The organism is Bremerella sp. JC817 (assembly GCF_040718835.1).
In the GTDB taxonomy this organism is placed as follows: domain Bacteria; phylum Planctomycetota; class Planctomycetia; order Pirellulales; family Pirellulaceae; genus Bremerella.
Genome location: NZ_JBFEFG010000264.1, coordinates 145,581 through 171,125 on the forward strand (window position 1 = coordinate 145,581; position 25,545 = coordinate 171,125).

18 protein-coding genes are annotated in these 25,545 nt (G+C 57.2%); 6 read left to right on the forward strand and 12 right to left on the reverse strand.

Annotated features, from left to right (window positions below; genetic code table 11):
* Position 1 precedes the first annotated feature (1 nt).
* The 4 genes from AB1L30_RS06970 to lpxA form a co-directional block, all read right to left on the reverse strand.
* Complete coding sequence (locus AB1L30_RS06970; RefSeq protein WP_367012711.1) at positions 2–1,492, reverse strand: arylsulfatase; 1,491 nt, start codon at positions 1,490–1,492, stop codon at positions 2–4.
* A 4-nt stretch (positions 1,493–1,496) separates the two neighbouring features.
* Complete coding sequence (locus tag AB1L30_RS06975; RefSeq protein WP_367012712.1) at positions 1,497–3,299, reverse strand: arylsulfatase; 1,803 nt, start codon at positions 3,297–3,299, stop codon at positions 1,497–1,499.
* 32 nt (positions 3,300–3,331) lie between these two features.
* Positions 3,332–4,942 (reverse strand): arylsulfatase, encoded by a 1,611-nt coding sequence (locus AB1L30_RS06980; RefSeq protein ID WP_367012713.1) that lies wholly within the window; start codon positions 4,940–4,942, stop codon positions 3,332–3,334.
* A 111-nt stretch (positions 4,943–5,053) separates the two neighbouring features.
* Complete coding sequence (gene lpxA / locus AB1L30_RS06985; protein ID WP_367012714.1) at positions 5,054–5,944, reverse strand: acyl-ACP--UDP-N-acetylglucosamine O-acyltransferase; 891 nt, start codon at positions 5,942–5,944, stop codon at positions 5,054–5,056.
* A gap of 142 nt (positions 5,945–6,086) precedes the next feature.
* On the opposite strand from lpxA, the gene AB1L30_RS06990 reads away from it, so the two are divergent.
* Positions 6,087–6,920 carry a hypothetical protein gene (locus AB1L30_RS06990; RefSeq protein ID WP_367012716.1) on the forward strand — a complete coding sequence of 278 codons (834 nt, stop codon included), beginning with the start codon at positions 6,087–6,089 and terminating at the stop codon, positions 6,918–6,920.
* Positions 6,921–6,951: 31 nt separating this feature from the next.
* Positions 6,952–8,163 carry a glycosyltransferase gene (locus AB1L30_RS06995; RefSeq protein ID WP_367012718.1) on the forward strand — a complete coding sequence of 404 codons (1,212 nt, stop codon included), beginning with the start codon at positions 6,952–6,954 and terminating at the stop codon, positions 8,161–8,163.
* Between the two features lie 3 nt (positions 8,164–8,166).
* Here the strand turns inward: AB1L30_RS06995 and AB1L30_RS07000 are convergent, their stop codons facing one another.
* Positions 8,167–8,991: a prolyl oligopeptidase family serine peptidase gene (locus AB1L30_RS07000; protein WP_367012719.1), complete on the reverse strand. Its 825-nt coding sequence runs from the start codon at positions 8,989–8,991 to the stop codon at positions 8,167–8,169.
* 341 nt (positions 8,992–9,332) lie between these two features.
* Between AB1L30_RS07000 and AB1L30_RS07005 the strand changes: the two genes are divergently transcribed.
* Together AB1L30_RS07005 and AB1L30_RS07010 are read left to right on the forward strand one after the other, a co-directional pair.
* Positions 9,333–11,747: a DUF1592 domain-containing protein gene (locus AB1L30_RS07005; protein WP_367012720.1), complete on the forward strand. Its 2,415-nt coding sequence runs from the start codon at positions 9,333–9,335 to the stop codon at positions 11,745–11,747.
* Between the two features lie 32 nt (positions 11,748–11,779).
* Positions 11,780–13,075, forward strand: a complete 1,296-nt coding sequence (locus AB1L30_RS07010; protein WP_367012721.1) for a DUF1552 domain-containing protein — start codon at positions 11,780–11,782, stop codon at positions 13,073–13,075.
* Between the two features lie 64 nt (positions 13,076–13,139).
* Here the strand turns inward: AB1L30_RS07010 and AB1L30_RS07015 are convergent, their stop codons facing one another.
* The 7 genes from AB1L30_RS07015 to AB1L30_RS07045 form a co-directional block, all read right to left on the reverse strand.
* Positions 13,140–13,658, reverse strand: coding sequence for a hypothetical protein (locus AB1L30_RS07015; RefSeq protein WP_367012722.1), 519 nt, complete (start codon positions 13,656–13,658; stop codon positions 13,140–13,142).
* Positions 13,659–13,663: 5 nt separating this feature from the next.
* A complete protein-coding gene (locus AB1L30_RS07020; RefSeq protein WP_367012723.1) occupies positions 13,664–14,230 on the reverse strand; it encodes a response regulator in 567 nt (188 codons plus the stop codon).
* The gene (locus AB1L30_RS07025; RefSeq protein ID WP_367012724.1) at positions 14,220–15,464 is read right to left on the reverse strand and encodes a response regulator; all 1,245 of its coding nucleotides are present in this window, start codon (positions 15,462–15,464) and stop codon (positions 14,220–14,222) included. Before AB1L30_RS07025 ends, AB1L30_RS07020 begins: the two co-directional genes overlap by 11 nt.
* A 52-nt stretch (positions 15,465–15,516) precedes the next feature.
* Positions 15,517–18,765 (reverse strand): response regulator, encoded by a 3,249-nt coding sequence (locus tag AB1L30_RS07030; protein ID WP_367012725.1) that lies wholly within the window; start codon positions 18,763–18,765, stop codon positions 15,517–15,519.
* Between the two features lie 380 nt (positions 18,766–19,145).
* The gene (locus AB1L30_RS07035; protein ID WP_367012726.1) at positions 19,146–19,574 is read right to left on the reverse strand and encodes a hypothetical protein; all 429 of its coding nucleotides are present in this window, start codon (positions 19,572–19,574) and stop codon (positions 19,146–19,148) included.
* Positions 19,575–19,619: 45 nt separating this feature from the next.
* Complete coding sequence (locus AB1L30_RS07040) at positions 19,620–20,510, reverse strand: DUF1559 domain-containing protein (protein WP_367012727.1); 891 nt, start codon at positions 20,508–20,510, stop codon at positions 19,620–19,622.
* 53 nt (positions 20,511–20,563) lie between these two features.
* Positions 20,564–21,634, reverse strand: a complete 1,071-nt coding sequence (locus AB1L30_RS07045) for a GntR family transcriptional regulator (RefSeq protein WP_367012728.1) — start codon at positions 21,632–21,634, stop codon at positions 20,564–20,566.
* Between the two features lie 179 nt (positions 21,635–21,813).
* Here AB1L30_RS07045 and AB1L30_RS07050 point away from each other — a divergent pair, with 179 nt between their 5' ends.
* Both AB1L30_RS07050 and AB1L30_RS07055 read left to right on the forward strand, forming a co-directional pair.
* Positions 21,814–24,540 carry a sialidase family protein gene (locus AB1L30_RS07050; RefSeq protein WP_367012729.1) on the forward strand — a complete coding sequence of 909 codons (2,727 nt, stop codon included), beginning with the start codon at positions 21,814–21,816 and terminating at the stop codon, positions 24,538–24,540.
* Positions 24,541–25,524 carry a dihydrodipicolinate synthase family protein gene (locus AB1L30_RS07055; protein ID WP_367012731.1) on the forward strand — a complete coding sequence of 328 codons (984 nt, stop codon included), beginning with the start codon at positions 24,541–24,543 and terminating at the stop codon, positions 25,522–25,524.
* Positions 25,525–25,545: the final 21 nt, after the last annotated feature.

The window sequence follows — 25,545 nt, forward strand, 5'->3', positions numbered from 1 at the left end:
ATTAACGGACCTGACCGCGACTGCGGATCTGTTTCAGTTTCTGGCTCAGCTTTTCCACGAGCTGTGGCTTCTCGCTGTAGAGATTATGCTTTTGAGCCGGATCGATTTCCAGATCGTAAAGTTCGCCAGGTTGCTGATCCTCGGTATAGCCTTTCTCCTGATCGAACCAGGCAGGAACGCGATTATGCGAGCCGCTTTCGGCTTGGATCAGCAGCCAGTTACCATCCCGAATGGCATATGCTTTGGCAAAGGTGTTGTGGACAATCGTCGTGCGTCGGCCGCCTTCATTGGTCGTCCAATTGGCCTGTTGGTTGTAGCTGTCGTGGGCGGCGTCGGCCGGAAGGTCTGCTTCGACAATCGCGGCGAGCGTTCCCATGATGTCGACCTGGCTGGTGAGCGAATCGTTGACGCTGCCAGGCTTCACGTGGCCTGGCCAACGGACCAGAAACGGAACGTGGTGGCCACCTTCGTAAAGGTCACGCTTCACACCACGAAATGGTGCCGAGCTCCAGTGGCCGAAGTTTTCGAGCCGGGCATAGGCATAGTTTTCCGCACCGTTATCGGCGGTGAACAGGACAAGCGTGTTGTCCTCGAAGCCGTTGTCTTTCAAGGCCTGAAGAATCTTGCCTGCCATGGCGTCGGTCATGTTAACGAAGTCCCCAAAGGGACCGGCCTCCGACTTGCCGGCAAACTCGGGCGTGGGAACGATCGGCGAGTGAGGCGAATTGAACGGAACGTACAAAAAGAACGGCTGCTGCTCACCTTTCTGCTCGGCGATCCATTCGACCGCCTTATCCGCGAGCCGAGGGACGACGCCCCAGAAGTCCCAGTCGGCAACTGCCGGTCCGCGTCGAGCATTCCACTTTCCCTCGGGCGTCTTCGGGGTTTCCGTCAGCATGACGGTCGGTGGCTCGATAACACGATCGTTCTCGATCCAGGCATACGGCGGAAAGTTCGGGACGTCGTCGCCGAAGTAATAGTCGAAGCCATGCGACGTCGGTCCGCCGGAGACTGATCGATTCCAATCGAACGCTTCCGGCGGAATCACCAGGTTGCCGCGATCCTGCTTCACGTTGGCATCGGGACGAAGGATCTCGCTCCAATTCCATCCCAAGTGCCACTTGCCAATGCAGGCCGTACGATAGCCTTGGGCCTTCAGCATCTCCGGCAGCGTGAACTCTTCATCAGCAATCACCGGGGGACCGAACGCGTAAACGATGTCGTGGAACTTTCGCCAGTGATAACGACCGGTCAGCAGGGCATAGCGGCTGGGTGTGCAGATACCGGACGAACTATGCGCGTCGGTGAATCGCATCCCTTCGCTGGCGAGGCGATCGAGGTTGGGTGTGGGGATCTTCGAGTCGGGGTTGTTGGCATGCAGGTCCCCATAGCCCATGTCATCGGCATACAAGATGACGATGTTCGGGCGATCAGCGGCCTGACCGACGCTGGGGAACGCGGCCAGGACCATAGCTAACAAGATCCAACGCATCGCATTACTCCCCGACAAAGCGAACCACGGTGTAATAGGCCCCCAGTTCGCCACCATCCTTCAAAAGGAATAACGGCGACAACTGGTGCGAGCCTGCCGTCAGGCGAGTTTCAAAGGTCACTTCGGTAGCGTCGGCAGGAACCTCTTTCTCGTCGAGGTCTTTGCCATTGATCCGCAGAACGGCCGAGGTGACGTCGATGGCTTTACCAGGGACGGTTCGCATCGCTTTGTTCGCCCCAGGGACATCTTCCCCTGGTGGCAGTGAGGCGACGATCGGATGGTTCGCTTCAACAGGCCAGCGGCGAACGCTCACTTCGTAGTTGCCATCGCGAATCACTTTCACCGCCCAGTGTCCTTCATGCAGGACTGGCTTCTTCTTCGGATTGTTTCCATTGCCGGAGCGAATGTGAGCCTGGGCCCATGGCGGATAGCTCGACTGAATCCAGTCGTGCGCGGTTAGCGAGGCCTCAGGGGCGGAGGGATGGCCGAGGTAGATTTCGGTCGTCTTGGCGAACGTCGGTTCGAGTTCGGCCCACCATTGATCGTAGAACTTCCGCATCGCAGCGACTTGTTCAGGATGCTGGGCAGCGACGTTGTTCTTCTGGCCAGGATCTTGCTGAATGTCGTACAGCTCCTTGCCGTTGATCAATCGCCACTGCTGCGACATCACCGCGGTTTGCTTCCACTTGATCGGATCACGTACACGCTGCGAGTCAGTCACCAGGAAGCGATCTTTCCAGTCGACATCAGTGCCTGGTTTCAGCAGGGAAGCGATCGAGATGCCGTCGAACTGATAGTCTTTGGGACCTTGGCCGCCAACCATTTCGAGCAAGGTCGGAGCGACGTCGATCGCATGGGTCAGGTGGTCGTCTACATGTTTCACGTTCATGCCGGCCTCTGGCCAATAGCACATGAAAGGAACGCGGTGTCCGCCTTCGTATTCGCTTCCTTTCTTGCCACGCATGCCGGCGTTGAAGGCTTTGCCTGGAGCGGCCGTGCCATTGTCGGTGGTGTAGATGAAAATCGTATTGTTGGCGATCCCCAGGTCTTCCAGCAGCTGGCGAGTTTGCCCAACGTTGTCGTCGATGTTCGTGATCATGCCATAGAAAGCGGCCATCGGCTTGGGCTCGTCCGGATACATGTCCATGTACTTCTGCGGACAGTGCAGCGGACCATGCGGCGCGTTCGTGGCGATGTAGGCAAAGAAGGGTTTGCCTTGTTCCGCATTAGTTTTGATGAACTGATTCGCTTGATTAAAGAAGACGTCGGTGCAATAGCCATCTGCTGCTTCGATTTCGCCATTGTGGAAGTAATGTCCATCGAAGTAGGCATTGTCCCACAGGTCAGGCGTTTGGCCGACGCCTCCGCCGCCATGACGATAGACTTCGTCGTAGCCGCGATCTTCAGGTCGATAAGGATAGTTGTCTCCCAGATGCCACTTGCCGAACATGCCGGTTGTGTAGCCGTTCGCTTTGAGCAGTTGCCCCAAGGTGGCCTCGTCGGCGCGAAGCATCGAACGTCCCATGATCGTATGCCAGGCACCAGCTCGATCGGTCCAGTGGCCTGACTGCAATGCGGCCCGTGTCGGCGAACAGGTCGGAGCGACATGATAGTTCGACAACTGCGACGACTGCGATGCCAGCCGGTCGAGGTTCGGCGTTTGGATCACCTGGTTGCCATGACATGCCAGATCGCCGTAGCCCTGGTCGTCGGTGATTAGCAGGACAATATTCGGCTTCGCGGCGAAGCCAGTCGAGACGCATAGCGCCATCAAAACAAGCGACGCCAGCGCGAGGGTAGTTTTCATCAGGAGGGATCTCCAGCAGAGGAGGTTGTTGGCTATTTCTTGCGTTGTTTCTGAAGCTGCGACCATTCGATCACGCCGGCACTGTCGGCCCACTGCTTCCAGGCCTGGGCAAGTTCCTTGGTCTTTTCAGGCTGCTCTTTGGCCAGGTTGTTCGTCTCGGTGCGATCGTGCTTCAGGTCGTAAAGCTGCCATGCACCACTTTTGATTCGGACCGCTTTCCAGTCGCCGCGTCGGATCGCCTTGTTGCCTTCATGTTCCCAGAAGAGGTCACGTGAAGCGACTTCCTGCGGACCACGGAACTGCTGGGCGAAGCTTTGCCCTGGGGTAGGGATCACTTCCTTGCCATCGTGCGTCGTGGGATAGGTTGCCCCGGCCACTTCGACAAGCGTTGGCATGACATCGATCACATGCCCAGGGGCATCGACCAGTCGACCTTCACCACCTGAAAGCTGAATCCCCTTCGGCCAGTGAGCGATCAATGGCGTCGAGATGCCACCTTCACGCGTGTCGATCTTGAACTTGCGGAACGGTGTGTCGTTGGCGTTCGCCCATTCCAGCCCAACACTGGCATACGACAGGCCTGTGCCGATCGGGGCACCTGCTTTGCCGCGGCTAAACCCACCAGGACCACCTTCGGCCGAACAGCCATTGTCGGAAAGGAAGAGGAATAACGTGTTCTCGAATTGCCCCAGTTCTTTCAGCTTGGCCACCAATCGGCCCACGTTCTGATCGATGCACTGAACCTGGGCCGCATAGACTTCCATCCGGTGGGCCAGGTCTTCGCGCGCTTCGGGGGACATCTGCTCCCAGGCATTCGCATCCTGATCGCGTGGACTCAAACGAGTTCCTTCTGGGAAGAGCCCCATCTTCACCTGGCGGGCAAATCGAGCCTTGCGAGCCTCGTCCCACCCGGCATCATAGCGGCCAGCTTGCCGGGCGATGTCTTCCGGCTTGGCTTGCAGTGGCCAATGGGGAGCGATGTGAGCAAAGTAGAGGAAGAACGGCTTCTTCGTTTCGTTGACGGCCTGATCAATAAATTTGATCGCGTGGTCGGTCAGATCGTCGGTGATGTAGAAATCGTCTTCCAGTTCCACACGTTCGTTGCCATCGACAAAGAAGACTTCCTTCCGAATCTGTAACGTGTCTTTGAAGTAGACGCCACCGCCAGAAGGCGTGCCCCAATAACGATCGAAACCACGCTGCAGCGGCCAACCTTCGGGTTTAGAGCCGACATGCCACTTGCCGGTCATCAAGGTGGTATAGCCGGCCGGACGCAGGGCTTCGGCGATCGTAACGCATCGGTCGTTCAAATAGCCTTGATACGACGGCACGCCATAGTTGCCGGTCATGTGACCGAGGCCTGCTTGGTGCTGATAAAGACCCGTCATCAAGGCTGCTCGGGTCGGGCAGCAGCGGGCCGTGTTATAGAACTGCGTGAATCGAAGTCCGCCTTGGGCCAACTGATCGAGGTTCGGCGTTTCGATCTCGCCGCCATAGCATCCCAGGTCCGAGAACCCCATGTCGTCCGCCATCATCAAGACGATGTTCGGTTTCTCTTGGGCCGTCAAAGCGAAAGGGAAAAACGACAACACCACCATCGCGGTGGCAACTCTCACAGCGCGCAGATCAATACACAAAAGCATGGGAGGATCTCGACAAGCAAAATAGGAGAACAGCAAGAACAGGTGGGCAAGCGCGGACCTGCATTGTCCTCGGTCGAGAGTCCCCAGTCAACTTTTTGCCGGTGAAGCCGTTTAGGCCGCTTCGCCGCGATAGATGGTCAGCTCGATCGAGCCTTCCGCTGCCGTAGCTTTCGACGAAGTGCTACTTGAACGCCGGGCCTTTTCGTAGCCACGACGCGACGCTTTCAGGAAGGCGAGCATCTGCTGAACCTGAGGAACGTCTACGCCTTGTAGCCGGTCGTAGATCGCTTCCCGCGAGAGACCTTCGCGGAAGATCACGCGAAAGGCCTGCTTCATTTGTGAGATTGTCGCGGCAGGGGTCTCGCTACGCGTCAGGCCGATCTTGTTCAAGCTAACAACGTTCCCGGTACGTCCGTCGACCAGGGTAAACGGAACGATGTCTTGAGAGACGTAAGCCGAGGCACCCACCATCGCCAGCATACCGATGCGGCAGTGCTGATGGACATGCACACCTACGCCGAGGACCGCTTTGTCTTCCACGGTGACGTGGCCACACAAGGCCGTTTGGTTGGTCATCGTGATGTGGCTGCCGACCTGAGAGTCGTGCCCGATCTGGACGTTCGGCATGATGTAGTTGTGACTGCCGAACCGAGTGACATCGCTCGGGCCGGTGCCGACTTGAAACGTGGCGAACTCGCGAATGACGTTGTCGTGGCCAATCTGAAGTTGCCCAGGCTTCTGCGTGGGGCGGGCAATCAATGGAGCTCCACCCAGGATGCAATACTCGCCAATCTGATTTCGATCGCCGATTCGCGTACCTGATTTGATGACGGCACCATGAGCGATGATGTTGTTCTCGCCGATGACGACGTCGGCATCGATTCGAACGTGATCGGCGATTTGGGTACCAGCGCCCAACCATGCATCTGGCGAAATACGGCAGCCTTCCCCGATCACGATATTCGCGTCTTGGATGGCTAGGGTATCGCGAACGTAGGGCATCAGTGTGCCTTCATCGGGTGGAGGTCTCAGTGGGGGGAATTCGTCTGTTTCTTATCGCTGGAAGTCCCTATAAACGTCAATGTCGCTTCTGGACAAAAGCACGATTGTCCATCAAATCAGTTGAAAATGAGAGTACACCACCATGGATGGTGAAGCCCTGCTAGCACAGTCGCATCGTTCGTCGGCTTGTGTCTTCGCGCACCCCGCACACGAATGGTTCACGCTGGCAGCCTTGCTGCGTTTGCAGCCAGATATCTATTACTTGTCGCCAGGTCCGTTCAACGATCCTGAATTCGAATCGCACTTCCGCGAAGCGATGACGAAGATCGGCTATCGCGGATCGATCACGATCGCGCCAATCCGGGAAGACGAAGTCTACGCTCACTACCTTCGCCATGACGAGAAGTGGTTCCAAGAGCAGCGACAGCGTTTGGCAACTTGGCTGAAAGAAGTCGAACCGTCGGTGATCTTTACCGATCCGTTCGAGTGGTATAACTCGGCCCACGATCTGGCACCTCTGTTGACCAGTGCGGCGCTGTTGAGTCTTGGGCGAGGTCCTGGCGATGTGGTTCTCGCCGAACATGGCATCGCGATTCAGACCATCGCTCCGGAAGCTCGCGATACGAGTGGTTGGTCGAAGGTGATGCTAACCGAGGAAGAAGAACCAGCCAAAGCGATTCTGCTGGAATGCATGCGTGAATTCATCGAACGTAGCCCTTACCCAATCACCGACGATCTGGCCGCGATTGTCGGCAACTGGCCATCCGAGCTCGTTCGGACCGAGTTCTATCGAACGACGCCGGTCGAGCGTTCGTTCCTGCAGCCACCGGTGACCAAGGGGTGGGTGACCTACGACGTCCGTGGACAACGCCGTGTGGCTGAAGGTCGCTCGAAAGAAGCGATCAGCTTCGGCAAGCATTTCGCACCATTGGCCAAATCGCTGCTGCGTCGCCACGCGACCGCTTCGATTGGTTAGGGCACTCTTTCGGCGGAAAGGTTAGACAACGATGAGTCGGCTGACGGTTCTGATTACGAACATCTTCATGACATCCCGGTCAGGCACCGAGATGTATGTGTACGACCTGGCGAAGAACCTGATTCAGCGCGGGCACCGTCCGATCGTTTATACGCCTGACATGGGCGAAGTGACCGACGAACTGCGACGCAACTCGATCCCGGTGGTCGATCGGCTGGAAAAGATCCGAGAGACGCCTGATGTGATCCATGGGCATCACACACTGCAAACAACGGCGGCGCTGCTGCATTTTCCGAAGACGCCTGGCATCTTCCTTTGCCATGACTTCGATGCGTGGCACGACACGCCTCCCAAGTTCGATCGTATTGGACGCTATGTGGCTGTCGATCAGACGTGCGCTGATCGGCTGGCACACGGCGAAGGGATTGAGCTGGAGCGAATCCAAATCCTGACCAATCCGGTCGATCTCAACTTGTTTCAGACCCGCAGTCCTTTGCCCGAGAAACCGAAACGCGCCGTGGTCTTCAGCAGCTACGGAACGCCGGAATCGATTCAGCCAATTCGACAAGCATGCAGGCAGCTCGGGATTCGCCTCGATGCGATCGGCAGGAACTTTGGCGATGTTTGCCGCGATCCTTACTCGCGATTGCCTCAATACGACCTGGTGTTCGCCAAGGGACGCTGTGCTCGCGAGGCGATGGCCGTGGGGTGTGCGACAATCTACTGCGATGTGTTCGGCATGAGCTCGCTGGTCACGGCCGAGGATGTCGTCTACTTGAACCAACTCGGACGCCGCACGTTGGCGGCGCCCCTGACGACTGAGCGGCTTGTGGCGGAGATCCAGCGTTATAACGCTGCCGACGCCGCCGAAGTGACGCGATACATTCGCCAGAACAACAGCACCGATTCAATCTATGGTCAGTTGATCAACATCTATGAAGAGGTGATCGAGGCGTATCAGCAGCGAACCGACTTGGATCCGCTGGATGAAATTCGCGAGATGGCTCGCATGGCAGAGTGGTGGCATCTGACACGTAGCCAGCGGACGGCTGGTCCCCCGCTGGTGAGGCCGCAGGTTGTCATGCCTACGCCAGCACCAGTCGAGCCGAAGCCTCGTGGACTGCAATATCTGAAGCACCGCGGCAAGCGTCTTTGGCGTTCGATCAAGAAGCGGGTTCGCCGCGTTACGCAGCCACCGGTTGTGCCTGCTCCGCCGGTCGAGGCTCCGAAAAAGGCAGCTTAGCCGTTACTTCTTTGCCGCGTGCGACTCGATGAAGTCGGCCACACGCTTGGGATCGGGATGGGTGAAGTGATGCCCCTGTGACTTCTCGGTCCCTTCTTCGACTTCGATGATCTCCATCGTTCCACCGAGCTTACGATAGCGTTCGGCCAGGATGAAGGTGTTCTCCGTCGGCGGTACGACAACATCGTTCAGCGAAACGATATGCATGAGCGGAATCTTGGCGGCCGCGATCGGAGCGAGATTGTCAATCGGGTTCTTGTCGTAGGCAAGGGCTTGTTCTTCGGTGAAGCCATATTCCTCGAGCAGACGCTGCCACGAGCCCGCACTGCCGACGCCATTACCTTTGCCGCCTGGCCAGCTCTTGAAGTCGCAAACCGGCGTATCGGCATAGATGCACGCGACCCGATCTGGATGCCGTGCAGCCCAACCATAAACAAATAAGCCACCGCGGCTCACCCCTTCCAGGGCAACCTTCGGGGAAAGGCCTTTGTCAGTCATGTAGTCGTAGAACTTATCCCAGTGTCCCATCGCACGTGGACTTCCGAGCATATCGTTGGTATCGATGTGAGCGACATGGAAGCCACGTTCCAGAAGCAATAAGTCGGCTTCAGCATGGAAGCCAGGAAAGCGAGCTCGCCAAACCCACGGATTGCCTTCGGCGGCCTTCTTTGGCACCACGACGTAAGCAGGACGCGAGTCGACGGTGAAGTCAAAGCGGGTGTACCCGTTCCAGGTCGACTCTTTGCCGGTCCACTCGGCCGACGCAGAGGAAACAAGGCAGAACGCGACGACGAGCAGGACCGCAGCCAGAAGGCGAGGGGAACGCATGGCAGGCTTTTTCCGGGCAGGGGTGAGAGACTGTTGGGGGAAGTTGTCGCGGCAACTGATAGCATGCCATCAGGTTACCTACAGAGCCACGCTAATCGATTCGTCGGCCAATTAACAGAGCGTTGGCCGGATGAGCTTGAAAACAGTCCCCCTGAATAGGTTGTTGGTGCCGGCATTAAGTTTTCGGCCTGGCGCAAAGCTTCTCGCTTTTTTTGAACAAATTGGCTACCATTGGGTAGAGATGCCGAAGCTATTTCAGCAGCCTGCCTGGCATCGACACCCTCCCTCAACGATGTCGCAACCCCACAACGCGGCTCCCTCCATTCCCATTTGTCACTGCCATGATAACGACCCGTTACGCATCGATCTGCGCGCACCTTGCCGTCTGGGCCAGTGTTGTTGGCGTGGGCAGTTTCCTGGGGTCGGCCGATGCGGCCGCACCCGAAGGAAACCAGGTTCGTACGTTCCTCGAGAACAACTGCTACGACTGCCATCAGGGTGAAGACGCGGATGGATCGCTCGATCTGGAAGCTCTCTCGTTCGATCTCGGCAAGGCGAATAACTTGCAACGTTGGGTTCGCATTTACGATCGCGTCCGCGACGGCGAGATGCCGCCAGCCGACTATGGCGAACTGGAAGCCAAAGACAAGTCGCAGTTCCTCGCCGCGACCCATCAAGGTTTGAGCGACTTTCAGCACAACATTCACACCAAGTACGGGCGTGTGCGTGGTCGTCGACTGACGCGAAAACAAATCGAGAACTCGCTGCACGATCTGCTGGCGATCGATATTCCGTTGACGCATATCCTGCCGGACGAAAACAAGACCGATGGCTTCACCACCGTTGCCGACGGCCAAGGGATGTCGCACTTTCAACTGGCCGCGCATCTGGATGCTGTCGACGTCGCTTTGGACGAAGCGCTGCGTCGTGCCTTGAGCCCCGAAGACGACTATGTCCGCGACTTCGATGCGGAAGGGGTCGCTCGAACCAATCCCAAACGCCGCTGCCGCGAACCGGAGATGCGGGAAGGGAAAGCGGTCATCTGGTCGTCTGGCTTGATCTATTACGGTCGCCTGCCGGCAACCACGGCCAAGCAAGATGGCTGGTACGAATTTGAAGTGACCGTTTCTGGTTTGAAGCTGCCGAAGACCGGTGGTGTCTGGTCGACGGTGCGCAGCGGTCCTTGTGTCTCGAATGCCCCGCTGCTGGCCAGCGTCACCACATTTGAAGCGACCGAGAAGCCGAAGGTGGTGAAGTTCACGACCTGGTTGCCGAAGGGGCACATGCTTGAGATTCGTCCTGGCGACGGAGCTCTGAAGCGAGGGCGTTTCGCAGGTGGCCAGGTTGGTGTGGGCGAAGGCGAGCCACAAGATCTCGCCGGCATCGCCTTCGATCGCGTCACTATGAAACAGGTTCACCTGAAGGGCAACGACGATCAGGTCCGCGAGTATCTGTTTGGCAATCTGAAAGTCGAACCGGTTAAAGACAAACGTCAACCATGGCAAGTGACCTCGAAGAATCCGAAGGCAGACGCCGAGCGACTGGTGACCCGTTTCGCCACCCGAGCGTTCCGTCGCCCGGTCACCTCGGACGAGATCGAACCTTACCTGGCCGAAGTCTACGCGGCAATCGATGGGAAAGAGTCGTTCGTCGACGCCCTGCGGCTTGGCTACCGAGCGCTGCTGTGCTCGCCACGGTTCATGTACTTTGCCGAAGAGCCCGGCAAACTGGACGACTATGAAGTCGCGACCCGGCTCAGCTATTTCCTCACCGGTAGCACGCCTGACGACCAGCTGATGCAATTGGCGTCGGCGGGCAAGATGCACGAGCCAGAAGTGCTGAAGCAGCAAACGCGTCGCTTGTTGGGTGGCAAGCAAGGCGAGCAGTTTATGAACGACTTCGCCGCCGAATGGCTCGATCTCGATCAAATCGATTTCACCCAGCCCGATTCGAAGCTCTATCGTCAGTTCGATCCGATTGTCGAAAGTGGCATGCTTTCGGAGACGCAGCAGTATCTGCAGACGATGCTGGCCGAGAACCTGCACGTCTCGAACCTGATCGATTCCGACTTCACATATTTGAACAGCCGCCTGGCCCGGTACTATCAGATTGATGGAGTCGAAGGCGATACGCTGCAGAAGGTAACGCTGAAGCCCGAAACGCATCGTGGTGGTGTGTTGACGCAAGGTGCCATCTTGAAGGTAACCGCGAACGGCTCGAACACGTCGCCGGTGATTCGGGGCGTCTGGGTTTCGGAACGTCTCTTAGGTGTCGAGATTCCTCCCCCACCGACGAACGTGCCTGCGGTCGAACCAGATATCCGCGGTGCGAAAACGATTCGTGAACAGTTGGCGAAGCATCGCTCGCAAGGCGAGTGCGCCAGTTGCCACGTCAAGATCGACCCGGCCGGCTTCGCGCTGGAAAACTTCGACCCGGCGGGCCAATGGCGTGATAATTACATCAAGATGGAAGGCCGTAGCGTGAAGAAGGGCCCGAAGATCGACGCCAGCTACGATCTGCCCAGTGGCATGCACTTCAAAGACATCGACGGTTTCCAGAAGATCGTCACCAGCCATCCGCATCGCCTGGCCGCGAACATGGCCAAGCATTTGCTGACCTATGGCACCGGAGCCACGATTGAATTTGTTGACCGTGCCCAGATCGACCAGATCGCGCGGAAGTCGGCCGAAGATGGCTATGGCTTTCGTTCGATCATCGAGCAAGTCGTCGTCAGCGATTTGTTCCTGAGCAAGTAATCGACCCCACCAGAAACGGAAAGAGACGAGACATGTCGCGACAAGTTCATTTCAACTTCGGGAAGAAGCTGAGCCGCCGCACGGTCCTACGCGGAACCGCTGGTGTTGGGATCGCCGTGCCTTGGCTGAGTGCGATGCAGAAAGCATTTGCCGGCCCAGAAGAGCAGAAGACGCCTCGCCGCTTTGTGGCGATGACGCTGGGGCTTGGCTTGCACGCCGAGAACCTCAATCCAGAAAAGGCAGGCCGCGATTACAAGCCGTCGCCTTACCTGGAAAAGCTGCAGGACATTCGCGAGAAGTTCACGGTGATTTCTGGTTCGTCCCATCCGCATGTCTCCGGCGGTCACCGCGCCGAAGCGAGCTTGCTGTCGGCAACCCCCATGGGAAGTGGCGCCCAGTCGCGGACCACGATCTCGGTCGATCAATTGCTGGCCAAGCACATGGGGCATCACACGCGATTTCCTTCGCTCGTGCTAAGCTCGGCCGGGAACGCCAGTCCTTCGTATACCGAGAACGGCTCGATGATTCCGGCCGAAAGCTCGCCTGCGCGGCTCTTCATGCAGTTGTTCGTCAACGACTCGCCAGCCGATCAAGCCAAGCAGTTGCACCGGGCTCGCCAAGGAAAGAGCATCATGGACCTGGTTGCCGAAGATGCCAAGTCGCTCTCGCGTGAACTGGGAGCCGGCGATCGTGACCGCCTGGCAGCTTATTTCAACAGTGTGCGTGAACTCGAAAAGCGAATGGCGGAAGCGGAGCAGTGGGCTCACTTGCCGAAGCCGAAAGTCGACTCGAAGAAGCCGATCGACATCAGCAACCCGAACGACTTCATCGGACGCCAACGTTTGATGAACGATATGATCCGCCTTGCCTTGTCGACCGATTCGACGCGGTTCGTTTCGTATCATCTTGGCGGAAGCGGCGGCGTGGTGCCGATCGAAGGGGTGGAAGAAGGCTATCACTCGCTCAGCCATCATGGTCGCGATGAAGAGAAGTTAAGCCAGTTGGCACTCATCGAAACGTCAATCGTCCATGCGTGGGGCGACTTCCTGCGTGGTCTCGACGGAATTCAGGAAGATGGTGGCAGCCTGCTCGATCATACTTCGGTGCTGCTGACCAGTAACCTTGGTAACGCTTCCAGCCACGATAACCGCAACATGCCGGTGTTGTTCGCGGGTGGTGGTTTCCGCCATGGTCAGCACCTGGCGTTCGATCAGAAGAAGAACTACCCGCTGCCAAATCTCTACTTGTCGATGCTGCAGAAATCTGGCCTGGAAATCGATCAGTTCGCGACCAGTACCGGAACGATGACCGGGCTAGAACCTAGCTAGTTCGTCGGCAAATACTCGTTAGAAAAACAACAGGCACATCCTTCAGCGGACGTGCCTGTTTTGTTTAGTCGGGATGCGGTTTCGAGATCACGAGTTCCCATGGATCGGTCTGGCTGCATTTCGAGATCATCTTCGGGAAGCCTTCCTCGAGTGCTTCGTTCCAATCGGGTAGCAACTCGCCGGCGATCGAATCGAGGTGCGGATTACAGACCGGCGAGCTTTCACGAATCGTATAGAAGACCACCGGCGGGCTGGTCATCCATTCGAAGAAGTGATCGGCCACACGCTGAGTCAGGCCATCTTCTGCTTGTTGAAAGGGCATGTCGGTGACGAAGACTACCTGGCATGGTTTCATCATCTTGCCCCACAAACGATCACAGCCTCGCTGCAAAACGCCCGAGAGGCGATGACGCAGGAAGTTCGCCTGTTCGTCGAGCGGTTCTCCGACGTAAGGGGCGAGGTCTTGAGGTTCCGAGCAAAGCAGTGGGGTGGTGTTGCCCTGCTGATCGATGCCGGCGACATACCAGCGAAATGATTCGCACTCGATCAACACCGTCAGCAGGACCGGTTGTTTGGTTGCCAAAGGGGTTAATCTCCTGCTGCGGGCTTGCACGGTTCGTGCGTCAGTTCTTCCAGCACGTTACCCGATTGGGCGAACGCTTGTAGCAGGTCTTGGTCGATCTCTTGCCCATCGGGGCCCAGGCGAAGTCGCTGCGAAATCTGCTGTCCCATCGATACATACCGCTGCAGTTCCTGCATCAGTTTTTGATGGGCGGCTTCCCGTTCCGATACTTCGACTGCCTCGGTCAGCAATTCGATCAGTTCGTCGGGGTCCCAAGGCTTGGTCACGTAGCGATACAACCCGCCATGATTGATGGCGTCGATCACCGATTTGATATCGGCGTATCCTGTAAACAAGATTCGCGTTGTGGTCGGGAAACGGTGGTATGCCTGCCGGGCGAGTTCCGCACCGGTCATCTCGGGCATACGTTGATCTGTCATTAATACGGAGATGGGGTGTTCGGCCATAATCTGCAGCGCCTCTTGCCCCGATTGGGCCGTGTACACCGTAAATTGACGGCGTAGCAGGCCGATAAGCGAGTGCAGAATATCTGGCTCGTCGTCCACCAACAGAATGGATGGCCTAGTCTTCATGGCTTCCTCCCGGTGTTTGACTATCCAGCGGTCGTATAGGCAATTGTACACTAAAAGTGCTGCCGCGGCCCAATTGACTTCGAACCTGGATCGATCCGCCATGATCGCGTACGATCCCGTAGCTGACCGCCAAGCCTAGCCCTTGACCGCTGCCCACGGCCCTGGTTGTGAAAAAAGGTTCAAAGATGTGCGCTAAGTCGCTGCTCGAAATGCCACATCCATGGTCTTCCACATCGATTCTTACCCCTTCTTCGCAGCGGGCAGATCGCATCGTGACGGTACTGCCGGGTTCGCTGGCTTGGATTGCATTCAACAGTAAGTGATGCAGCACCTGTTGAATCTTGCCTGGTTCGCACAGGATCATCGGGATGTCTCCCGGATCGATCCGTAACTCAACCTGCTGCAAATCGACCTCGTGGTGCAGAACTTGTGAGACAGCGAACAGAGCGGAATTCACGTCCAGGTAATCGAGTTCTGCCTCGTCCAACCGGGCGAACGAACGCAGGTTCTGCACAATATCCCGCACCCGATTTAAACCGGCCAGCGACCGGTCGAACAACTGGGGGGACTCGGTCCGGATCCATTGATAATCGCACTCTTCTTCCAGTTCGGCCGCTTGCTGAGCTAGCTCTGGGTGAGTCTGCAAAAGATCGGAATGGATCGATCGATAAAGGTCTAGCAGATCGAACGCCGCTGAAATGTCTCGTTTCAAGACCGCCAAATTGTTCGCGACCAGGGCGATTGGATTGTTGATCTCGTGTGCCATGCCAGCGGCCATCTGACCCAGGCTGGCCAGTTTCTCGCTTTGCACGAGGGCGGCCTGGGTTTCGCGAAGCTGTCGATTTTGTTCCGCCAATTCTTGTTCGAGGCGGACAATTCGCTCCCCTTCACGAAGGCGGACACGTAGTTCGTTGTGGTCGACCGGCTTCACCAGGAAGTCGTCGGCGCCCACCTCCATCCCCACGACCAGGTCTTCCTTTTCGCTCTTGGCGGTCAGCAGAATGATGTAGACGTAGAAGGGGGCCTGGGCGGCTCGAATCCGGCGGATCAACTCCAGGCCATCCACCTCGGGCATGACCCAGTCGGTCAGCACCAGGCGGAACGGCTCTTTCTCAAACGCTTCCCAGGCTTCAGCACCATTTTCGACCTCGGTGACATCGTACTCCCACCCCTCAAGTGCACGCACGAGGAGTCGTCGCATCATCAATCCATCTTCAGCTACGAGGACTCGCATGGGAACGTTGCATTAAAAGGGTTGGAAAAGTACTCGCTCTGGTGAAACGTGCTCACGAGGAAGGTTCGTCGGACGGAACCCGGTCTGCCGAAAGATCGGCCGTCAGGCGTTTGATCTTTTCCTGCAGGTCGGTCCAGGCAACCTCGAATTCGTCGATCTTGTCGTTGCGGCCCATGAATTCAATTCGACGCGCGGCCGAGATCGCGGCATCCGCGGCAAACATCGCGACGGAACCTTTCAGCGTATGGGCTGCCCGCGTCAGTCGATCGTGATCGCCGGCGACGTACGCCGCTTTGATCTCATTCATCTGCTTGGGACACTCTGTCATAAACAAGTCGAGCATCTCGCGCAGGATCACTTCGTTACCGCCGACGTTGTCGAGCGCTTGTTCACGGTTGTACGAGATGCCGGAAGTGTCTTCTCCGTTCAGGTCTTCAGCAGAACTTTCTGTGGAAACGATCACCGGCGCGACACTTTCGACCGCGGTAAACAATTCCTGCGGGCGGAACGGTTTGGAAACATAGTCGTTCATACCACCTGCCAGGCAACGTTCGCGGTCTCCTTTCATCGCATGAGCGGTGAGGGCGATGATCGGAATCTGCCGGCGTGATCCTCGCTCCAGACGACGAATTTCTGCCGTCGCCGCGAAGCCATCCAGCACCGGCATTTGGACGTCCATCAGAATCAAATCGAACATCCCGCTGCGGTACGCATCGACGGCAAGTTGGCCGTTTTCCACCGCCGTGACATGGTGACCTCGATTCTCAAGCAGGCTTTGCGCGACCTTGCGGTTCACGACGCCATCTTCCGCCAGCAAGATGTTGCGCGGAATGAATCGCTTGGTGAGGTCGGGCGTCACCGAATGGTCGTCTGATTGATCCGACCGGGCAGTCCCCATGGCCGTTGAAATACCATTGAGGAGCAGCGACTGGGTGATCGGTTTGGTGATGTACTTCGCCACACCCAGCGAAGCCGCAAACTGGGCGTCGGCGGGACGGTCGGCGGAAGAGAGCATCATGATGGTCAGGGCCGTGTGATCGGCCACTTGTCGCAAGCGACGCACCAGTTCAATGCCATCCATCTCGGGCATCATCACATCGACGAGTGCCAACTGATACGGGGCGCCATCATCGATCGCTCGCTTCAATTCGACGAGCGCCTCGTTTCCACCTTTGACCGCTTTCGGTTTCATGCCCCAGCTGTAAAGCATCTCTTCACAGATCAAGCGATTGGTCGAGTTATCGTCGACCACCAGCACACGCAAGCCATACAGCGTATCGAGTGCGGCTGGTCGCGGATCGTGCTGCTTCGGAGCCCGGCGGAAACGCACCGTGAAGTGGAAGGTGCTTCCTTTGCCAGGATCACTCTCGACCCAGATGCGGCCTCCCATCATGCGGGTTAACTGCGCCGAGATCGCCAGGCCTAGACCCGTTCCACCATACTGACGTGTGGTCGAAGCATCGGCCTGGGTGAAGGCTTCGAAGACCTGGCTTTGCTTTTCTGGGGGAATGCCAATGCCGGTATCGCGAACGGAGAAGTGCAGCATGATCGTTTCGCCGGAGAACGAATCGTTCTCGACTTTGACGACCACTTCGCCATGTTCGGTAAACTTGATCGCGTTGCCGACCAGGTTCACGATAATCTGTCGTAAACGGCTGGCATCGCCGATGAGGTCGTCGGGAACTTCTGGCACGATACGGGCGACCAATTCGACTCCCTTCTTCGCGGCGCGGCCTGCGAGCGTATGGATGGTCGAGCCAAGCGTATCCCGCAGCGCGAACGGATGATGCTCGAGCTCCATCTTGCCGGCTTCGATCTTCGAGAAGTCGAGGATGTCGTTCAGCAAGACAAGCAGCGAGTCGGCGGAGTTCTGGACCAGCTTTTGGTATTCACGCTGCTCGGTGCTGAGATCGGTGTTGAGCAGCAGTTCTGTCATGCCGATGATACCATTCATCGGGGTGCGGATTTCGTGGCTCATGTTCGCCAGAAACTCGCTCTTCGAGCGGTTAGCCGACTCGGCGACTTCTTTGGCATGGACCAGTTCGTGGTTCATTTCCGTCAACTGCTTGGTCATCAGATTAAACTGACTGGCAAGCTGCGTCGCCTCGTCACTACCGCGGACGGGCACGGTAGTTTCCCAATTGCCTTCGCCAATTGCCACCGAGGCGTCGGTGATCTCTTGAATGCGTCGTGAAAGGGACCACGAAAATCCCCCGGCAACAGCCAGCGTCAGCAGGGTCGCGAATAACGCCAACGACCAAATGTTCTGCCGCATGGCATGGATCGGGGCGAACACTAAAGCGGCCTCTTGCTGGACCATCACAATCCAATGCAAGTTCTGGCGCACATCGGCTTGATTCGCCGAGGTCGCGTAGGCGGCTAACACTTCGCCTTGCCCGTCAGGACGATGCCGGGTCGCAATTAGCCCTTTCTGCGTGAAGTCTTCATCGAGATTCTCGAAGTACTCGCGACCATCGGTCAGCGGAGCCGAGTGCCCTGGTGGTCCCCGAATGATGCGATAGTCGTGCGTGAAGAGGAAGAACTCGGTCTGGGCGTTCGTGTCGGAGCGTGATTGGCCATCGATGATGTTGAACACTTCCTGAATGTTCAACACTGCCTTCATCACCCCGGCCAGTTTTCCTTCGGGTGTTTCCACCGCCAGGCAGATATCGACCGAATAGATGTTGGCGCTATCGTCGAACGCCACATCGCTGACGTAAATCTGGTTCTGGACCGCCTCTTGCCACCAGACTTCGTCATCCTGGCGATAGTCGGACGTTCGACTGGTGAGCGCGGCGATTCCGCCGAAACGATTAGTGAAGAAGATCTCGCCATAGACTGCGTAGCCGGTTGCCTCTTGCAGTTTCTCTTGGCGGAGTCGCAGCTCTTGCGACAGTTCGTTGTCGATCAGGCCAGCCAACAGGGCTTGTTGTTCGCTAAGGGTGCCGGTCTGCCAGATCTTATCGAGGTCGGCGATGCGCCGGTCAGGGTTTTCCAACTCGCCAAAGTGAGCATTCGACTCGGCCAAGGTTTGCCGCGCTTGGGAACTCCGAGCAAGTGCCTGCAGATTCGCGACGTGGGTTCGCAGGGCCCGATCGATTTCGTCCATAACGGCAGCGGCTCGAGCGGCCGAACGGGCCTCGATGATCTCGCGGAGGCTTCGTTCGCTTACGGCTACCGCATAGTAGCCGACGACCCAGATTAACAGGGCAGGCAGAACCGTCGCCAACAGCAACTTATGGACGATACGCATGCGGCAGATGGAGTAGTCGATGGGGCTGTGAACATTCGATATCGTCATGCGTGATCATGACGCGCTGCATCTAAAGTATCTACCTTAATTTAAGGGAGAACAAATCGCGGAAGCAACGAGATACGTATTTATGTCGACGGATATTCCGGAAGGGGCCAACTTTTCCCGAGGGGGTATGGCAACGGCAGGCACTTCGCGAGGATTCGCTCGGTAACCCGACAGAGGAAGGCTAAAGATTTGCTATCGGGTGGAAGGCAACACGCTCGCCTTCGCCGTCACTGGCTGGAATTTCGAGCATAAGCCGCAAGGTCGCTGTCAATAGAAACGTGGAACACGTAGGGGACAGCTTGGAGATTGTTGGCAAAACGGGGCAGCGATCACTAGGAAATCACCGCAAGGTGCGGCCTCCTGGCATGGTTGATCAGTGATCATTTCTTTTTGCCAGCCGCCGCTGGGATCTGAATGTCTTCCACATGATTCTCTTGCGGGAAGGTCAGTTTGACTTCGTAGTCACGAAAGACGACCTGACCATCGGGAAAGAGCCCGTCTTCATCGTTGGCAGGCTGCACTCCATCGTAGCCATCAATTCGGACGATATAGGGGCCACCCACCACGCCAAAACGCGACTCTGAAGTATCGTACTGACCATCGACGATCTGGGCGACACCTTGTGGGCCTTGGTTCCCTTGAGAGCTATCTGGCGTGAAGTAAATCTTGCCGGCGGGGAGTGGCTGGCCATCGAACTGGACCGTGCCACTCACATGAAAGGCAGTGGCGCTCGGACTGCTGCCGCCGCAGCCCGACCCGATCAGCATTAGCAAGCCGAGGCCAAGTCCGACGAACGGATGAGAACGCATGGGAGGTGTCCTTGCAGGGAACGTGTGGGACGAGGAGAGAAAGGTTTAGTTGCTAGAGATCGGCTCGCCGCCTGCCTTGCTGGCGTGCGATTGATAGACCGAAAAGTCGATCGTCTCGGCAACGAAGCTCACCGAAGCATCACCCAGGGCAAACTGGACGCCGCCGGGGTGCTCGCTGCTGAAACTGATGTTGTTGAAGTTACCGCCTGACTCGTTTTGCAGGCCGATCCCGTAGCGAATGTTCTTGGAGGCGGCCATGCCGTTTCCTTTCACGCCACGTACCCAACTGGCATAGCTACCATTGTCTCCGCCAATTTCGCTCAGGGCATAAGTGTTCGACAAGCCATCGGTCACGTCACGAAACTTGACGCTCGCATCGAGGAGAAACAGGCCTCCTTTGCAGAAGCCTCCGTGTCCGGACGGATTGGGTTCGTGCGGATAGGTCGAGCCATCGGTTGCATTGGTTCCATACGGTCCCATCACGCCGTAGTAGTGGGTCGTGTATGGCTTGCGTCCATCCCCCAGTGTGCTGCTGCCATGCGTCGTTTCGGTGCGTGGCGAGCTGGGGCACATGTACATGTCGATCTGATTCAGGCCAAAGATGTTCTTGTTCGGACCTTCTTTGTTCGTGCCGGCATTCCAGTCGCCAGCCGCGAAGCTGAATTGATCGTGCATTGGGCCTTGTTCGATGAAAGGCAGAATGAACGCATGCCAACCCAGCGTGTTCACGTTCAACGCACCTGGCGGCAGCGTACCAAACGTGTCGTGATAGTTATGCATCGCCAGGCTGACCTGCTTCAGGTTGTTCGAGCATTGCATGCGGCGTGCGGCTTCGCGTGCCTGCTGAACGGCAGGCAGCAACAAGGCAATCAAGACACCGATAATCGCGATGACGACCAGCAGTTCGACTAACGTGAAGCCAGAGTTCTTTCGCATAACATCACCTGACCAGAAAAGAGAACGGCATGAAGGGGATAGAGTAGGGGGAGCTAGGCCGAAGGATCGTTCAAACTGACGGGAAGTTTACGCACGGCAACTTCGGGCTGCTGTCCTTTCGCCAGGCTGATTAGCGCTTCGGCCAATTGGGCACCAATCGACTCGGCCGACTCGGCGGCGATCACTGATGGCCAAGGGAGGCGGGCCTGGTTACGGCTGTAAATATCCGACACGACGATCGGAGTCCGTTTGACTTTGGTTTGCCGGGAAGTGCGGACCATCTTCGAGGCCGACTCGGCCAATGGTTGCGAACGGCAAATCAAGCCTTCCGCCGCATGTTCATGAATCAAGTCGCGGGTCGCATGCTGGATGGCCTGTTCGTCGGCCGGCAGAAAGCGAACCGTCAGATCACTGGGCGTCAGACCGAGTTCGGCCGACGTCTTCCAGATCGAATCGAGGAACGCATGGTCCCCGGGCAGAACCTGACTTCGCATCAGGACGCCGATCTTTTTCACGCCGCGATCGACCAGGTGCGTCGTCAGCAGTTTGCCTGCTTGAACCTGGTCGCGGTCGATCGAAGGAAGAGCTTGAATCGAAGGGAACCGCGATCCGAAGATCACCGTCGGCATGCCACTCGCTTGAAACAATCGTTGCGAAGTGAGTGACGATCGAGCGAGAATGAACCCTTCCGCTTGCTGCGAGCGGGCCGTTTTCGCGATCAGTTCCGACACCCAGGCAGTGTCGTCACTACCTGGTAAATGGTTGAATTCGATCTCGGCATGAGGGAGAACACTTTGGATGCCGACGATCACCCCGTCGGCCAACATGCCTTCGGTTGATAGGTACGCTTTGTTGACCACTAAGTGAACGCGATCGATCGTCCGCTGCGAATCAGAATGAATGCCATCGGCGACAAACGTTCCACGCTTCTGGCGACGCGTCAGCACGTTTCGCTGGACCAGCAATTGCATGGCCCGGTTCGCGGATGTTGTGCTGACACCCAGCATGCGAGCGGCGTCGGCCGTGCCGAGGTAGGCATCACCAGATTTCAAACCGCGACCAGCAATATCGGCGATGATTTGCTCGGCCAACTGAACGACTCGGGGTGTGGTAGAAGTGTCCATACCTAAAAACTAACGCTCTTCTCAAAAAAAGCAATATTTATTTCTGGTGTTCGCCAGAATATTTCCGATTCGATTGAAATTATATCGATGGAGTACTAAACTCAGTCTAGGCAGGTCGCACCCACCTTGCCTGGCGACTCCCTTCTTTCTCATCCCTTCAGCCTGCCGAGCGAACTCTTATGACCCGTTGGAAGTTCTTCTTATTGACATGCGGTGTGATGCTCTTGGGCATCGCGATCCTGCCTCAACTATTATCGGCCGAGACACTCCATGCTGTCGCCAGTGGCGTCGCTCAGGAAGTTCGTTTTGATGGTCCTCCATGGAAATCGACCCCAACCGGGTTAGTTGGCCACGGGGTTGGCAACGTGGCCTGGGCTTCGAAGTCGATTGTCGGTCCGAACGCGACGGTGAAGATCCGACTCGCGTTGAACGAACTGAATCATACGGCCGCCTCCATCTCGCTTGGTCCAGGCAACCAGTTTGGTTTCGACGGCGATGCCCAGCGGCTGTTTCTGCAGGGGCCTTTGTTTGGCAAGCAAACCCGTTTCCTCGACGTAGCCAAGAGTCATATTCAGCCGAAGCAAATGTTCGACTGCGAACTGAAGACGGCCGATGGCAAGCTGACTATTTCGTTCGATGGCGAGACAGTTTATGAAGGATCGGTAACCAGCCCCTTAGGACTGGTCGGCCTTCGCCCCTGGCGTTCGACGATGACGGTCGAGCAGTTTTCGCTCTCCGGCGATTTGAGCGAAAGCAACTTCCTGCCGAAGAAGTTGGGAGATGAAATCACCGTGCCAACGATCGATCTGTCGGACGAAGTCGAACGGCAAGTGGTTGTTGCTCGCGGAACCAAGGATGTTTATCAGGGGCATCCCAACACGCTATTGATGCCGGATGGCAAAACGATCTTCGCCGCGTGGACCTACAACCATGGTGGCCGCTGTGGTCCCTTGAAGCGAAGTGACGATGGCGGCTTGACCTGGAGCGACTTGATCGACGTCCCGCAGAACTGGACCGAGGTCGAGAACTGCCCTTGTTTGCATCGCCTGGTCGATACCACCGGAACGGCTCGCTTGTTTGCCTTTGCCGGGCGTGGCGACATGACGCAATCGGTCTCGCTGGACGAAGGCAAGACCTGGTCGCCGATGGAAAAGAACGGCCTGAAGTGCATCGTCGCTCCGATCACCATCTTGCCGATCAACGATGGCAAAGAGCACCTCGCGATCTTTCATCGTGGTGCCGAAGATCGTGACCGTCCGCCACTCAAGCTATGGCAGGCGATCTCGCGCGATGGCGGTTTGACGTGGGAAGATCAGCGGATGGTGGCTGCCGTCGCAGGAGCCAACCCGTGCGAACCGTTTTTGCTCCGTTCGCCGGATGGCAAACAAATCATGTGCTTGATTCGCGAGAACGCGCGGCGATTGAACTCGCTGGTGATGGTCTCGGATGATGAAGGGGAAACCTGGTCGGCTCCGCAGGAAGTTCACGCCAACCTGACCGGCGACCGGCATTGTGCTCGCTACACCGAAGATGGTCGGCTGCTGATTGTCTTTCGCGACGTGGTGAAGAAGAGTCCCACTTACGGACACTTTGTCGGTTGGGTCGGTCGCTATGAAGATATTCTGGCTGGTCAGCCTGGCGAATATCGCGTTCGCCTTTTGGAGCATCACGGGCGTCCGCTCGATACCGGGTATCCTGGCCTGGAACGTCTGCCCGACGGAACCTTCGTCGCAACCACCTACGTCGGTTATCGTCCTGACGAAAAGAACTCGGTCGTTGCGGTTCGATTCCAGATGAAGGAACTCGATCAACGAGTCGCTGACGAGAAGCCGGTCACGGTTTGGAAAAGTGGCACCGATGGTTACGACACCTATCGAATCCCTGCCATGATTCAGGCCGCCGACGGAAGCGTGCTCGCGTTCTGCGAAGGCCGACGTAACTCACGCAGCGATACCGGCGCGATTGATCTTGTCATGAAGCGTTCGACCGATGGTGGTAAGACCTGGGGAAAGCAAGTGGTTGTCTGGACCGATGCGGATAACACGTGTGGTAATGCGTGCCCGGTTCTCGACGAGTCGACTGGACGCATTCATTTGCTGCTGACGCATAACCTGGGTGAAGACCACGAGTCGGCGATCAAGCTGAACAAGGCGAAGTCGACACGTACCGTATGGGTTTGTCACAGCGACGACCATGGCCAATCGTGGACCAAGCCGGTCCAGATCACCGACTCGACCAAAAATCCTGAGTGGGGTTGGTATGCCACCGGACCAGGTGTCGGTATTCAGGTGAAGCATGGCCCCCACAAGGGACGCCTCGTGATTCCTTGTGACCATAGCTACCCAATCGATCCTGCGGTCGACAAGCGTGGCTACGGGTTCGGCTCGCATGCGATTTACAGTGATGATCACGGGAAGACTTGGAAGTTGGGTGATGCGATCAAGCCGAACATGAACGAATGCCAGGTGGTCGAAGTCGGTGATCAGGGGAACCTGGTGATGGACATGCGATCGTACCGAGGCCAAGGTTGCCGAGCCCAGGCTGTCAGCAAAGATGGAGGGGCGACCTGGGGCGAGATCACCGATGCTCGCGAATTGGTGTCGCCGGTTTGTCAGGCCAGCATCATCCGCGCGGCCTGGCCGACGACCGATGCCCCTGGCGTGCTGCTGTTTTCGAGTCCTCGCGACCCAGCGAAGCGACGCAACTTGACGGTGATGGGAAGCTTCGACGAGAACAAGTCGTGGCCTTTCGAGAAGACGCTCTTCCCAGGCCATGCGGCTTACTCGTGTCTCGCCCCACTGGGTGAAGGCCAGGTAGGCTGCCTTGCTGAAGTCGGGGACAATCATCCTTACGAAACCATTTCTCTTTTTCGCCTGGACGTGCCACAATCAGGAGTTGGGAACTAGATGAACATCGATACGATGAAACCTGCCACGCATGCGCACGGCGGAACGGAGTCGCAATTGAATCCTGTCAAATCAGGACGAATGAGAATGAGTGGGCTGGTCGCAGCTACATTCACCCCAATGAACGCCGAGGGAGATCTCGACCTGGATCGTATCGGTCCGATGGTCGATACGTTGATCGAATCCGGCATCGCGGGTCTATACGTCAATGGCAGCACTGGTGAAGGTGTGTCGATGACGGGCACAGAACGCCGGGTTGCCGCCGAAGAGTTCGTGCAAGCGGTCGCCGGTCGCATTCCGGTCATCATTCAGATTGGCCATACCAGCGTTCGCGAAGCGAAAGAGCTGGCCGAGCATGCCCAGTCGATTGGGGCGACGGCAATCAGCGCGACACCGCCAACGTACTTCAAGCCGGCTTCGATTTCGTTGCTGCTGGCAACGTTGAAAGAGATCATGAGCGGCGCGCCGGAGCTGCCGTTCTATTACTATCACATCCCGCGCATCACCGGCGTTGACTTCGATCTGCACCAGGTCCTGCGACAAGCGACGGAAGAACTGCCGCAGCTCAACGGAGTGAAGTACACGGCCCAGTCGATCCATGAGTTCCAGGCCTGCATCGCGCATTTCGGCGAACAGTTCGACCTGCTGTATGGCTGCGACGAGATGCTGCTGAGTGGTTTGTCGGCTGAGGCGAAGGGAGCAGTGGGTAGTACTTACAACTTCGCACCGGGGCTCTATCGTCGCGTGTTCGAGGCGTACCGTCACGGCGAGAACGAAGCGGCTGCCGAACTACAATTGCGTTCGATTGAAATGGTGCAGGCGTTCGTTCGTTATCCGGCCTTGCCGGCGCAGAAGGCGATCATGGAGATGGTGGGAATCCCAGCCGGACCACCACGGCTGCCATGGCGCGACCTAACCAAGGAAGAGAAGCAAGCCTTGGAAAACGAGCTGAAGCAGATTGGCTTCTTCGACTGGCGAGACTAGTCAGCCATCGGAAAAACAAAG